12 protein-coding genes are annotated in these 12,135 nt (G+C 53.1%); 6 read left to right on the top strand and 6 right to left on the bottom strand.

Annotated elements, in window-relative coordinates; all coding sequences use genetic code 11:
• The first annotated feature begins 56 nt into the window (after window positions 1-56).
• A complete protein-coding gene (locus DY231_RS01005; RefSeq protein WP_147295616.1) occupies window positions 57-647 on the top strand; it encodes a hypothetical protein in 591 nt (196 codons plus the stop codon).
• Here the strand turns inward: DY231_RS01005 and DY231_RS01000 are convergent.
• Both DY231_RS01000 and DY231_RS00995 read right to left on the bottom strand, forming a co-directional pair.
• Window positions 644-1,564 carry a GlxA family transcriptional regulator gene (locus DY231_RS01000; RefSeq protein WP_115626965.1) on the bottom strand — a complete coding sequence of 307 codons (921 nt, stop codon included), beginning with the start codon at window positions 1,562-1,564 and terminating at the stop codon, window positions 644-646. The two genes, DY231_RS01005 and DY231_RS01000, sit on opposite strands and share 4 nt — an antisense overlap.
• The gene (locus DY231_RS00995; protein WP_115626964.1) at window positions 1,561-2,103 is read right to left on the bottom strand and encodes an isochorismatase family protein; all 543 of its coding nucleotides are present in this window, start codon (window positions 2,101-2,103) and stop codon (window positions 1,561-1,563) included. The genes DY231_RS01000 and DY231_RS00995 overlap by 4 nt, the downstream gene beginning before the upstream one ends.
• A 190-nt stretch (window positions 2,104-2,293) precedes the next feature.
• On the opposite strand from DY231_RS00995, the gene DY231_RS00990 reads away from it, so the two are divergent.
• The 5 genes from DY231_RS00990 to ghrB all read left to right on the top strand — a co-directional run bounded on the left by DY231_RS00990 (window position 2,294) and on the right by ghrB (window position 7,518).
• Window positions 2,294-3,313 carry a LacI family DNA-binding transcriptional regulator gene (locus tag DY231_RS00990; RefSeq protein ID WP_115626963.1) on the top strand — a complete coding sequence of 340 codons (1,020 nt, stop codon included), beginning with the start codon at window positions 2,294-2,296 and terminating at the stop codon, window positions 3,311-3,313.
• Between the two features lie 110 nt (window positions 3,314-3,423).
• Complete coding sequence (locus DY231_RS00985) at window positions 3,424-4,173, top strand: sugar phosphate isomerase/epimerase family protein (RefSeq protein WP_115626962.1); 750 nt, start codon at window positions 3,424-3,426, stop codon at window positions 4,171-4,173.
• A 3-nt stretch (window positions 4,174-4,176) separates the two neighbouring features.
• Window positions 4,177-5,115, top strand: a complete 939-nt coding sequence (locus tag DY231_RS00980; protein WP_115626961.1) for a sugar kinase — start codon at window positions 4,177-4,179, stop codon at window positions 5,113-5,115.
• Window positions 5,116-5,183: 68 nt separating this feature from the next.
• Window positions 5,184-6,482, top strand: coding sequence for an MFS transporter (locus DY231_RS00975; RefSeq protein WP_115626960.1), 1,299 nt, complete (start codon window positions 5,184-5,186; stop codon window positions 6,480-6,482).
• 61 nt (window positions 6,483-6,543) lie between these two features.
• Window positions 6,544-7,518, top strand: a complete 975-nt coding sequence (gene ghrB / locus DY231_RS00970) for a glyoxylate/hydroxypyruvate reductase GhrB (RefSeq protein ID WP_115626959.1) — start codon at window positions 6,544-6,546, stop codon at window positions 7,516-7,518.
• 100 nt (window positions 7,519-7,618) lie between these two features.
• Here the strand turns inward: ghrB and DY231_RS00965 are convergent, their stop codons facing one another.
• The 4 genes from DY231_RS00965 to DY231_RS00950 form a co-directional block, all read right to left on the bottom strand.
• On the bottom strand, window positions 7,619-7,981 hold the full coding sequence (locus DY231_RS00965) for a YibL family ribosome-associated protein (RefSeq protein ID WP_115626958.1): 363 nt from the start codon (window positions 7,979-7,981) through the stop codon (window positions 7,619-7,621).
• Window positions 7,982-8,064: 83 nt separating this feature from the next.
• Window positions 8,065-8,592, bottom strand: a complete 528-nt coding sequence (locus DY231_RS00960) for an MltR family transcriptional regulator (protein ID WP_115626957.1) — start codon at window positions 8,590-8,592, stop codon at window positions 8,065-8,067.
• A gap of 65 nt (window positions 8,593-8,657) precedes the next feature.
• Window positions 8,658-9,803: a mannitol-1-phosphate 5-dehydrogenase gene (gene mtlD, locus DY231_RS00955; RefSeq protein ID WP_115626956.1), complete on the bottom strand. Its 1,146-nt coding sequence runs from the start codon at window positions 9,801-9,803 to the stop codon at window positions 8,658-8,660.
• Between the two features lie 107 nt (window positions 9,804-9,910).
• Entirely contained in the window at window positions 9,911-11,830 is a 1,920-nt protein-coding gene (locus DY231_RS00950) for a PTS mannitol transporter subunit IICBA (RefSeq protein ID WP_115626955.1), read from the bottom strand.
• Between the last annotated feature and the right edge of the window lie 305 nt (window positions 11,831-12,135).

Genomic DNA, 12,135 nt, shown 5'->3' with positions numbered 1-12,135 from the left:
TAAAAGACGGGAGTAAAGTAAACGCACATAAATTGTGGATATCAATGGATGAAGCAATGAATTATCAAGTGACGTCGCTTTACTTCTATTCCTTCAAATCTTTGCTGTGGGCAACCCTATGTTGTGGGCTGAATTTTTTCGGCTGCCAGGCACCGTTTCTCTACCTGATGGTTATCGGTATCGTTTTCCCGGTTTTAATTTCCATCCGGCTTAACACATTGACCGAACAGGGAGCAGTGCGTAGTAACCGTGAGACGCATGACTGGCTGGTTTTCGTGAGAGGCATCCCGGTTCAGGAAAAACGTCGGCACTTAAGCAACCCATTTTTCTACAGCGCACAACGAGCCACGCAGTTCTTCCTGAAAGGCTTTTTACTTCGCGCGGCGCTACAGGCATCTATCATCGGCTGGACGATATTTCGCTGGCCGCCTGCCCAGGAATGGTGGGTCTACGCCGCAGTCTTGGTGGCCTTGCTGGTGATGCTTTACAGCCTTTGGCATACGCTGTGCAATCTGTACGCGCTGTATAAAGATAACTGGGAAGTCGAGAGCTTCACATCGCCGACCGAGAGCCAATGGTTCCGCGCTTTCTTTAGCTGGGGCAAGAACAGGCAAGGTGCGCTGGAAAACTTGCTCACTCAGTTTTAATGAGGCTTACGCATCCGGGCGCGATGCAGCTGGCGGGGTGACGAAAACCCCGCCGCAATCGCCGCCTGCTCCATACGCTGCCCTTGCAACAAACGCTGTTCAGCCACCGCCAGGCGCAATTGTTCTAAATAGTCCCGCACTGAAATTCCCAAATGCTGCTGAAAAAGCCGCGCCAAATGGCGTGAGCTGACATGAACTTTGTCGGCAATTTCCTGCACATCCCACGCCGATTCAGGTGCTGCCGAAAGTAAATCCTGAGCACGATGCACTGCCGGATGAATATGGTTACGGTAGCGCAGCCACGGCGATAGTTGCGGGTCGTCGCCCGAACGGCGGAACCACACCACCATCTCACGTGCCACATCCAGCGCGGCTTTCGGCCCGCAATAGCGGTTAATCAGATGCAGCGAGAGATCGATGCCGGAGGTGATTCCAGCGCTGGTCCAGATGCCCCGATCTTCGATAAAAATGCGGTTCTCTTTCACCTGCGCGGTGGGTGCCGCAGCGCGTAATCGCGCCAGCACATCGTGATGGGTGGTGCACTGCACGCCATTCATCAGCCCGGCTTTCGCTGCCAGCAACGAACCGGAACAGACACACATCAAATTGAGTTGCTGGCTGTGAATCTGCGGTTGCAGGCGCGTCAGCCAACGGCGCACCGCTTCAGCCTGCGGCGTGTCAAAGTAGCGGTTTGAATCACAAACCCCAGGCAATACCAGCAAACTGCCTGGCGGGAAACTTTCTGGCAGCGGTTCGATGCCAGAAAAGTTCAGTCCGATGGAGGTGGAAACATGTGGGTCCGGGCCAATGAAATGCAGGTGAAAGGCATTCCCCGCCAGCGCCAGCGTTTCCGCAGGGCCGGTTAAGTCGAGTGACAAAACACCAGGCAAAACAACGAACCAGACCCCAATACTCACGATAATGACTCCAGGCACTCGGCAACGGTTTGAATTTGCGCAAATCGCCCTGCCAGCACGGTTTCAGTGCGGTGCCGCAGGGTTTGCGTATCCAGCGTAACCCCTTTCCAGCTCATCGGGAAGGTGAGCATCGCCTCACTGACAAATGAAACGCGATAACCCAAATCCGACGCCACTCGCGTGGTGGTTTCGCAACACTGTTCGGTGCGAACCCCGCAGATAATCAGGTGGTTAACATCACGGCTACGTAGCCAAAGATCGAGGCCAGTATCGGTAAATGCGTTGTGCACGTGTTTCTGAAACGTCACATCAGCCTGATGCTGCAAGAAAGGCATCGGTTTAACGTAGCCTGACTCAAGTGAAAACGGGCTTTGATCGTCAACATGGAAGATATCCACCACGGGAATGTTCAAATCCTGGCAGCCGGAAATGAGTTGCGAAATGGCCTGCTGGAATGCCGGAAAGTCATCTTCTTGCCAGTAATCGCGATGGAAAAAAGATTGCTGCGTGTCGATATTGATCAGAGCGGAACGGGACATTTTCGGACTCCTTCACTTTGGGTGTGAAGCCATTGTGGCAGGGGTTAGCGTAGTTGCTAATACCAAAAACGGACAGAGTGAGGGTGATACAGGACCAGTTGAGATCTTTGGATGGGTGTAGGATGACGCTTACGCTTATCCGACCTGGGCAACTATGTTACTCTCCAGAAAGTTACCTTCGGAGAAAACCATGAACAGCAAGGCTGCACGCCCCACGATAAGCGACGTCGCGAAAGCGGCAAAGACCGGAAAAACCAGTGTTTCCCGCTATCTTAACGGCGAGCAAAATGTGCTGTCAGACGATCTTCGTTTGCGCATTGAAACGGCGATTGCCGAACTCGATTACCGCCCAAGCCAAATGGCTCGCGGCCTGAAACGTGGGCGAACCCGCTTAATTGGCCTGATCATCGCCGATATCACTAACCCCTACTCCGTCGATGTGTTGAGCGGTATCGAAGCCGCCTGCCGTGAAAAGGGCTTCACGCCGCTGGTCTGTAACACCAATAACGAAGTGGATCAGGAGCTGCATTACCTCGATTTGCTGCGCAGTTATCAGGTGGAAGGAATTGTGGTGAACGCCGTGGGCATGCGTGAAGAAGGGTTAAATCGCCTGCAACAATCAGCCCTGCCGATGGTGCTGATTGACCGCAAAATTCCCGACTTTGCCTGTGATGTCGTAGGGTTAGATAACACCCAGGCGGCAACCACGGCGACCGAGCACCTGGTCGAACAAGGGTTTGAAGCCATTCTTTTCCTCAGCGAACCGCTCGGCACCGTGAACACTCGCCGCGAGCGCCTGAATGCGTTCCACGCCACTCTCAAACGCTACCCCGGCATTGTTGCCGAAAACGCCGAAGTGCCTTTGCACGAAGCCGATTTGATGGACAATACCCTGCGCCAGTTCCATTCCGCGCACCGTGGCATGCGCAAAGCGGTGATTTCAGCGAATGGTGCGCTTACCCTTCAGGTGGCCCGTTCACTGCGCCGCATCGGCCTGCACTGGGGCAGCGATATTGGCCTGCTTGGCTTCGATGAACTCGAATGGGCGGAGCTTGCGGGAGTCGGCATCACCACTCTTAAACAACCGACCTGGCAGATTGGTTACGCCGCGCTTCAGCAGGTCGTGAAGCGCATTGAAGGCGGCAGCGACACCGTTTATGAACAGGTCTTTTCCGGCGAATTAATCGTTCGTGGTTCAACCGTCCGTTAATCAATGTTCGTGATAGCGATCATAAATTGAACATGCCTGGCTTTTCTTTGGAACCGGTTCCATCTAGCGTAATAGTCATATTAGATAGATGAGCCTGGCCGGAGAAATTAATGCCGAGAAAAATTATTGTCGTCACCGCCGCTTACGGACATGACCGCATCGCCGCAATGGGCGGCCAACAAGCGCTGTTGCCGATTATCGCCGGTGCCGGAGCTGACGGCGTTGAAATCCGCCGCGAATTGTTAAATCACATTCAGCTTGATGCCCTGCCAGAGCTGGCGGAACAAATTGCTGAACACCGACTCGAAGCCTGTTATTCCGCGCCGGAACCGCTGTTTGTTGAAGATGGCAAACTCAATCCGCTGATCCCTTCTTTGCTGCTCGAAGCCCACCAGCTCAACGCGAGCTGGCTGAAACTGTCTCTTGGTCACTTCCGTGGCAGCCAACAGTTTTCACTTTTACAACAGTGGCTTGAGAAAACAAACGTGCCTCTGGTTGTGGAAAACGATCAAACAAATTGCGGCAAACTCGCGCCAATGCAGCGCTTCCAGGCCGCCTGTAATGTGCTAAACCTTCCGGTGACGCTGACATTTGATATGGCCAACTGGCTGTGGGTCGATGAATCCCCGGAAGCCGCAGCGCGCGTACTTGCGCCGTCGGTCAGCTATATCCACGTCAAAGCCGCCGTGGCACACCATTACCACTACCGGGCGATCGCGCTCGATGACGCGGAACCGCGCTGGCTTGAATTACTGAACAACCTGCCAGCCGATACGCCGCGCGGAATTGAATTCCCGCTCGAAGGCCGTGACCTGACGGCTGTTACGCGCCATTACGTCAACTTATTAAGCGAGGAGTAAGCGATGTCGACCCAACTTGATGTCATCACCATAGGTGAAGCGATGGCGATGTTTGTCGCCAGCCAAAGCGGTGATTTAGCCGCCGCAGAACAGTTCGTTAAGCGCGTGGCGGGAGCGGAGTTAAACGTTGCCACGGGGCTTGCGCGTCTTGGCCTGAAAGTGGGCTGGGTCAGCCGGGTGGGCAACGACTCTTTTGGTCGCTATGTGCTGCAACAACTGGCGAAAGAGAATATCGACAGCTGTGGCGTGACGACAGACGAGCGCTTTGCTACAGGCTTTCAGCTTAAATCTAAAGCAGAAAATGGAACCGATCCCATCGTGGAATACTTCCGTAAAGGATCGGCGGCCAGTCATCTTTCTACCGCTGATTTTGATGAAGAGTATTTTGGCTCGGCACGCCATCTACATTTAAGCGGCGTGGCGGCAGCGCTTTCTGATACCTCGCTAGAATTACTCAATCATGCCGCCTGCGTGATGAAGCAAAAGGGCAAAACGATCTCTTTTGACCCCAATCTGCGCCCGGTGCTGTGGAAGAGTGAAGCGGAAATGGTGAAACAATTGAATCAACTCGCCTTCCAGGCAGACTGGGTGCTGCCAGGATTAAGCGAAGGCGCCATTCTGACCGGGCACAAAACACCAGAAGCGATTGCCGATTTCTATCTCGACCACGGCGTTAAGACCGTGGTGCTGAAAACGGGTGCTGACGGCGCATGGTTCAAAACGGCCTCTGGTGAAAAAGGGGCAGTAAGTGCAGTAAAAGTCGAGAACGTCGTCGATACCGTCGGTGCAGGCGACGGTTTTGCGGTGGGCGTGATAAGCGCCCTGCTCGAAGGGAAAACCTTAGAACATGCCGTCAGCCGTGGGAATAAAATCGGCTCACTGGCGATTCAAGTCATCGGCGATAGCGAAGGGTTACCGACCCGTAGCGCGCTTGGCGAATAAACAAAGACTGCATCAGCTGTGCCCTACACCCGGCATGATGCGACTCTCCTCAACATAGAGGCAAGCCCATGAAAACCCATTCCCTTTCAGCAAAGACAATCGCGCCAAAACGTTGGTGGTACATCATGCCAATCGTGTTTATCACGTACAGCCTGGCGTACCTCGACCGTGCCAACTTTAGTTTTGCTTCCGCCGCAGGTATCAACGACGATCTCGGTATCACCAAAGGGATTTCCTCCCTGCTCGGGGCACTGTTTTTCCTCGGTTATTTCTTCTTTCAGATCCCCGGCGCGATGTACGCCGAACGCCGCAGCGTGCGCAAACTGATCTTCGTTTGCCTGATTTTGTGGGGCGGTTGCGCGTCACTCACCGGCATGGTTAGCAATATCCCCGCGCTGGCGGCGATTCGCTTTATCCTCGGCGTGGTAGAAGCGGCCGTGATGCCCGCAATGCTGATTTACATCAGTAACTGGTTCACTAAGTCTGAACGCTCGCGGGCTAACACCTTCTTAATCCTCGGTAATCCGGTCACGGTGCTGTGGATGTCGGTGGTTTCTGGCTATCTGATTCAGGCCTTTGGCTGGCGTGAAATGTTTATCTTCGAAGGTATCCCGGCCGTTATCTGGGCATTCGCCTGGTGGATGCTGGTAAAAGATAAACCTGCGCAAGTTGGCTGGTTGTCTGATGCAGAAAAATCCGCGTTGCAGGCTCAACTGGAAAAAGAACAGCAAGGGATTAAAGCGGTGCGCAACTACAGCGAAGCGTTCCGTTCGCGCAATGTCGTGCTGCTGTGTATGCAATATTTCTGCTGGAGTATCGGTGTGTACGGCTTTGTATTGTGGCTGCCGTCAATCATCCGAGGCGCAGGGACGGCGGGCATGGGCATGGTGGAAGTTGGCTGGCTGTCATCCGTTCCGTATCTGGCGGCCACTATCGCGATGATTGTGGTCTCCTGGGCTTCCGACAAAATGCAGAACCGTAAGCTGTTTGTCTGGCCGCTGCTGCTGATTGGCGCGCTCGCGTTCCTGGGTTCGTGGCTGGTAGGCGCCGATCATTTCTGGGTTTCCTACACTTTGCTGGTGATTGCCGGTGCCGCCATGTATGCGCCATATGGCCCATTCTTCGCCATCATTCCTGAAATGCTACCCCGCAATGTTGCAGGTGGCGCGATGGCATTAATCAACAGTATGGGTGCGCTCGGTTCGTTTGTCGGCTCCTGGTTTGTTGGCTACCTCAACGGGGCAACCGGCAGCCCGTCTGCATCCTATATTTTTATGGGGGTAGCATTGCTCGCGTCAGTGTGGCTAACTCTGATAGTGAAACCTGCGACAAACCAACAAGTTCCAGCGGCAGCGCACCACGCCTGATCGCTCAATCCGGGCGGTCGTTGCACCGCCTGGTTGTATTTAACTGTTAACGGAGAACGTCATGAAGCCGTCCGTCATCCTCTATAAAACGTTACCTGACGACCTGCTTGCCCGTCTTGAAAGTCACTTCAGCGTCACTCAAGTCAGTTCCCTCAGCCCTGAAAATCTCCAGCAACACGCCGATGCTTTTGCCAATGCGGAAGGGATTTTGGGTTCCAGTGAAACGGTGGGTAAAGAGTTTTTGTCTCATACGCCTAAGCTGCGCGCCGCCTCTACCGTTTCCGTTGGCTACGACAATTTTGATGTGGACGCGCTGACCTCACGCGGTATCGCACTGATGCATACGCCAACCGTGCTGACTGAAACCGTCGCGGATACCATGATGACACTGGTGTTGGCGACCGCTCGCCGTGCGGTAGAAGTGGCCGAACGTGTCAAAGCCGGCGAGTGGACAGGCAGCATCGGCGCGGACTGGTTTGGAATCGACGTGCACCATAAAACGCTGGGTATTTTAGGCATGGGCCGTATTGGCCTGGCGCTGGCACAACGCGCGCACTTTGGCTTTAACATGCCGATTCTGTATAACGCGCGTCGCCATCATCAGGAAGCGGAAGACCGCTTTAACGCCCGTTATTGCGACCTTGACACCCTGCTGGCCAAATCCGATTTCGTCTGTATTTCCCTGCCGTTGACCGATGAAACGTATCATCTGATTGGCGCTGAACAGCTGGCGAAAATGAAATCTTCAGCGATTTTGATTAACGCCGGACGTGGCCCGGTGGTTGACGAAAAAGCGTTAATTCAGGCGCTGGTCGACGGCAAAATTCACGCCGCTGGGCTGGATGTCTTTGAGCAGGAGCCGCTACCGGTGGACTCACCTTTGCTTAGTTTGCCGAACGTCGTGGCGCTGCCGCACATCGGTTCTGCGACGCACGAAACTCGCTACAACATGGCTGCATGTGCGGTAGATAATTTGATTGCGGCGCTGACAGGAGATGTGAAAGAGAACTGCGTGAACCCGCAGGTATTGAAGTAATTGATTGTTGGCGGATGACGCTTGCGCTTATCCGCCCTACGAATGATCCAACGTAGGTCGGGTAAGCGTAGCGCCACCCGACATTTTTACTAACCCGACATTAAAACTCAGTCTGAGAAAAACCTGTCATTTCTTCGAGACCCATCTCACGGCCTAACGCCGTCATTGGATGGACGATAACCAGGCCGCGTACCGCTTTTTTCAGAGCGCCCATGTTGGCTTGTTCTTTCTTGGTGATTGGACGTTTGTACGGCAGTGCCATCAGTTTTTGTGCTTCTTTGCTCAGCTTCTGGTTGCGCACCGCTTGCAGGCGCACGATCTCAATTTCCAGCTTCGCTTTCTCTTTTTCCATCTCAGCGTACTTTTCAGCATCGTTGATCAGATGCAGCTCTGGCATCTCGTGACGGATAAGATCGAGGCGATCGCTAAGACGTTTGATTTCTGCTTTTTCGATTTCTTTCATTTTTGATTAACCGTGAATAACTTTCATTGCTGGCAAGGATACACCATTCGGCGTAAGAGGGCGAAAAGGGACTTTGGTCAGAATTACTTCTGGAAGGCTTTTTTTAAGCTGATCCGCGAGATCAGCTCGGTCAAAGAGAGCACCATCGTCGAACGAACGATTTGCTGGTAACGCTGTTTTTGCATAGCAAACAGCTCAGGATCGCTGCCATCCACAAACTTTGGCGTTGGCGGCAGGGCTGAAACACAATGCAATTCACCGAATGGGCCGAGCATTTCATCATCGGTAAAATTATATTCGCTACCGTCGTGATTCAACTCTTCTCGCAGTGCCATTAGCAACTCACAATCTTCGTACTCGACGCGATTGAGTACGCCAAGTCCGTAGATAAGTTTGAGACGCACGGAAAGATCCCCTAACGGGCCATCGCCATCCAATAACGGTTCAACCGCGTATTTCACTGCATAATCGTCTTTACGGAAGACCTGCAACACCAGAATATTCACCGCTTCGGTAAGAAGTTCGACAGCGGCAATCAGCAGGCTACGTACGGTTTTCCCGGCATTAAGACGCTCAAGCACACGGTTTTCAAAGGCCTGGGTTTCTTCCATCTTTGCCTACATTACTAAAAGTATTATTGGGTGCAGCGACTTCTTGCCACACCCGCTTTCCATCACTATTTGCTGCTATATGCCTTCACCGCTTCTGCTACAACATCGCTGTTAGCATCCAGGCCGGAGATTTCGGCAAGTGTTGCTTGCGGGCCTTTTTCTGCAAGCAATTTCTCCAGCTCCTGCGCCTGTGGATCTTGCTCGCTACGGTAATGCATCGCCGCGGCAATACCTTCAACCAGAAATTGGTGTGGCAAACCGTATTCGATAGTGCCCAATAGCGGCTTAATCAGACGGTCGCCCGCACTTAATTTACGCAGCGGCTGGCGGCCTACGCGCTCCACATCATCTTTCAGATACGGGTTCTCGAAACGACCAAGGATTTTCTGGATGTAGGCTGCATGCTTGTCTGCATCAAAGCCATAACGCTTGATCAGCACCGCACCGCTTTCATCCATCGCACCCTTCACGACCGCACGGATTCTCTCATCGAGAATGGCATCGCGAATGGTCTGATGACCGGCCAGTTGACCAAGGTATGCGGTTATAGCATGCCCGGTATTCAGCGTGAAGAGTTTGCGCTCAACAAACGCCATCAGGTTATCAGTCAGTTCCATGCCAGGAATGTTAGGCAGCTCACCTTTGAACTGGGTTTTATCCACAATCCACTCGCTGAAGGTTTCAACAGTCACTTCAAGCGGGTCATGGGTGGCAGATTCTGAAGGCGGAACGATACGGTCAACAGCAGAATCAACGAAACCTATATGCTGCTCAACCCAGGCCTGATCATCTTCAGAAAGTGCCTTCATCACGTGAGCTTTCAGCTGGCTGGTGCCGCGCACCATGTTCTCGCAGGCAATAATATTCAGGGGTTTTTCATTACCGTTAGCGCGACGCAGAACCAGACCTTTTGCGACAGCTGGCGCGATGCGCTCCAGCACAACCGGCCCGACGGCGGTGGTCACTAGGTCAACGTCGGCAATCAACGTAACAACATCGTCGCCGATGCTGCTGACGGCATTCACATTAGAAACCGTATCGATTTGCTCTTGCTCACCCACCACATGAACCTGATAGCTGTGGCGCTCGTTAAGCGCGTCCAGCACGGTTTGGTTAACGTCAGCGAAGGTCAGTTGGATACCCGCGTCTGCCAGCAGTTTCCCGATAAAGCCACGGCCGATATTACCTGCGCCAAAATGTAATGCTTTCATGTCGTTCACCTTCTTAAATTTGAATTACCCGAGAGGGTTCGGGTGAGTCGTTTGGGGAAACGACCCTCACCGGAACCCTCTCCCGGATGGGAGAGGGAAACTGAGACTTACTTCTTACCGGCCAGCAGGTCGAGAACTTCCTGAACGCTGGTCGTATTCGCCAGGCGATCAATCACCGACTCATCATCCAGTGCGTTGGTCAGGCTTGTGATAACCTGGATGTGTTCATTGTTACGCGCAGCAATACCGATAACCAGGCGGGCAATATCATCACTTTCTTCACCGAAGTGAACACCGTGTGGATACTGGCAGAACACAACGCCGGTTTTCAGTACGCGGTCTTTCGCTTCAACCGTACCGTGTGGAACCGCGATACCTTCGCCCAGATAAGTTGGGGTCAGTTTTTCACGCTCAAACATCGCATCCACATATTCAGGCTGAACGTAACCACCGTTCACCAGTTGCTCACCGGCAAAGCGAATCGCTTCTTCTTTGGTGGCCGCCGTCAGGCCGAGGAACACGTTGCCCGCGCCCAGACGGAACAGCATCTCTTCGTCAGCAACGAAGCTGTCTTCCAGGCTGCTCATGACCTTCACTTCTTTCTCGCTCAGGTTATGAGAGGCCACCAGGCGCTCGGTCAGGTTGGCGTACAGGCTGCTGTCGAGGAAGTTAGTCAGGGAAATATGCTGTGCCTGTGGCACCTGACGCATAGCGCGCTCGGTCAGGTCACGGTGCGTAATAACCAGGTCAACATCGTCTGGCAAGCTGTTGATTGCACAGTTGGTGACAGAGATATTTTTCAGGCCTGCATCGTTTACTTTCTTACGCAGCACACCCGCACCCATCGCACTTGAACCCATGCCTGCATCACATGCCACGATGATTTTGCGCACGTGGCTCAGGTCGTTAGACAAGCCTGCACCTACCGCCAGTGGCGCTGTAGCCCCTTTGGATTCTGCTTTCATCTCAGCCATGCGGCGAGCGGCTGCTTCGATATCGTCTTCTTCTTTTACTTTGCTGGTTTTCAGCAAGATGGCAGAGACGACGAAGGAAACTGCTGTTGCCGCCACGATTGCCGCGATGTTAGCGAAGTAGGCACCTTTTGGTGTCATCGCCAGGACCGCCAGGATGGAACCCGGAGATGCCGGGGAAACCAGGCCGCCGTTCAGCAGAGTCAGAGTGAACACGCCAGTCATACCGCCGAGGATAACGGCCAGGATCAGACGTGGGTTCATCAGCACATATGGGAAGTAAATTTCGTGGATACCGCCCAGGAAGTGGATGATTGCCGCGCCGCCCGCAGACTGCTTAGCATTACCACGACCGAAGAACATGTACGCCATCAGCACGCCCATACCCGGACCAGGGTTTGCTTCAATCAGGAAGAAGATTGATTTGCCCAGTTCGTGGGACTGCTGAATACCCAGCGGCGAGAAGATACCGTGGTTGATTGCGTTGTTCAGGAACAGGATTTTCGCTGGTTCTACGAAGATAGAAGCCAGTGGCAGCATGTCATGGACAACCATGAAGTTAACGCCTGCCGCCAGAACTTTGGACAGGACTTCAACCGCAGGGCCGATTCCCATGAACGCCAGAATCGCCAGAATCATACCGATGATGCCAGCGGAGAAGTTGTTCACCAGCATTTCAAAGCCGGATTTAATCTTGCCGTCTACCCATGCGTCGAAATGTTTAATCGCCCAGCCGCCCAGAGGACCCGCAATCATCGCACCGAGGAACATCGGCATATCCGCACCGACGATAACACCCATGGTTGTGATTGCGCCGACCACACCACCACGGTCGCCACCGATTAAGCGACCACCGGTATAACCGATGAGCAACGGCAGCAGGTAAGTAATCATCGGGCCGACCAGTTTCGCCAGTGTTTCGCTTGGCAACCATCCGGTTGGAATAAATAAAGCGGTGATAATACCCCAGGCGATGAATGCGCCGATGTTTGGCATTACCATGTTGCTCAGGAAACGACCAAAGCTTTGCACTCTGATCTTGATATCGGATGACATACGCACACCCCTTGTTGTGTTTACGTGCTGGGAAAGCAGCCCGAGGTTTATTGTTAATGTGGTGGCAAGCAGTGCTGCCAGATGCTCTAAGTGAGGCAAATCTGGCACTGAATCGTTAAGGTGTCCAGCGCATGGAAATTAGTGTGATGGAGATCACTCATTACAGGGTGTGACGAGTCATGATCTGGCGATCCAGATCACATAATTAGTGTGTAAAAAAAACACAGCAGCTAATTTTTGCGCATCATTGATGTCTTTATGTGACAAGAGTCACATTTACTTGCTGAGACTTTGTTATTTAAATG

The organism is Buttiauxella agrestis (genome assembly GCF_900446255.1).
GTDB lineage: Bacteria > Pseudomonadota > Gammaproteobacteria > Enterobacterales > Enterobacteriaceae > Buttiauxella > Buttiauxella agrestis.
Note: the sequence above shows the minus strand (reverse complement) of the source record. Positions and strands in the feature narration are given on the sequence as shown.

What these genes read in the sequence shown, in the direction of transcription:
- DY231_RS01005 (WP_147295616.1), top strand. Translation starts at nt 57, where the DNA reads ATGAATTATCAAGTGACGTCGCTTTACTTCTATTCCTTCAAATCTTTG.
- DY231_RS00995 (WP_115626964.1), bottom strand. Translation starts at nt 2,103, where the DNA reads ATGTCCCGTTCCGCTCTGATCAATATCGACACGCAGCAATCTTTTTTC.
- DY231_RS00990 (WP_115626963.1), top strand. Translation starts at nt 2,294, where the DNA reads ATGAACAGCAAGGCTGCACGCCCCACGATAAGCGACGTCGCGAAAGCG.
- DY231_RS00985 (WP_115626962.1), top strand. Translation starts at nt 3,424, where the DNA reads ATGCCGAGAAAAATTATTGTCGTCACCGCCGCTTACGGACATGACCGC.
- DY231_RS00980 (WP_115626961.1), top strand. Translation starts at nt 4,177, where the DNA reads ATGTCGACCCAACTTGATGTCATCACCATAGGTGAAGCGATGGCGATG.
- DY231_RS00975 (WP_115626960.1), top strand. Translation starts at nt 5,184, where the DNA reads ATGAAAACCCATTCCCTTTCAGCAAAGACAATCGCGCCAAAACGTTGG.
- ghrB (WP_115626959.1), top strand. Translation starts at nt 6,544, where the DNA reads ATGAAGCCGTCCGTCATCCTCTATAAAACGTTACCTGACGACCTGCTT.
- DY231_RS00965 (WP_115626958.1), bottom strand. Translation starts at nt 7,981, where the DNA reads ATGAAAGAAATCGAAAAAGCAGAAATCAAACGTCTTAGCGATCGCCTC.
- DY231_RS00960 (WP_115626957.1), bottom strand. Translation starts at nt 8,592, where the DNA reads ATGGAAGAAACCCAGGCCTTTGAAAACCGTGTGCTTGAGCGTCTTAAT.
- mtlD (WP_115626956.1), bottom strand. Translation starts at nt 9,803, where the DNA reads ATGAAAGCATTACATTTTGGCGCAGGTAATATCGGCCGTGGCTTTATC.
- DY231_RS00950 (WP_115626955.1), bottom strand. Translation starts at nt 11,830, where the DNA reads ATGTCATCCGATATCAAGATCAGAGTGCAAAGCTTTGGTCGTTTCCTG.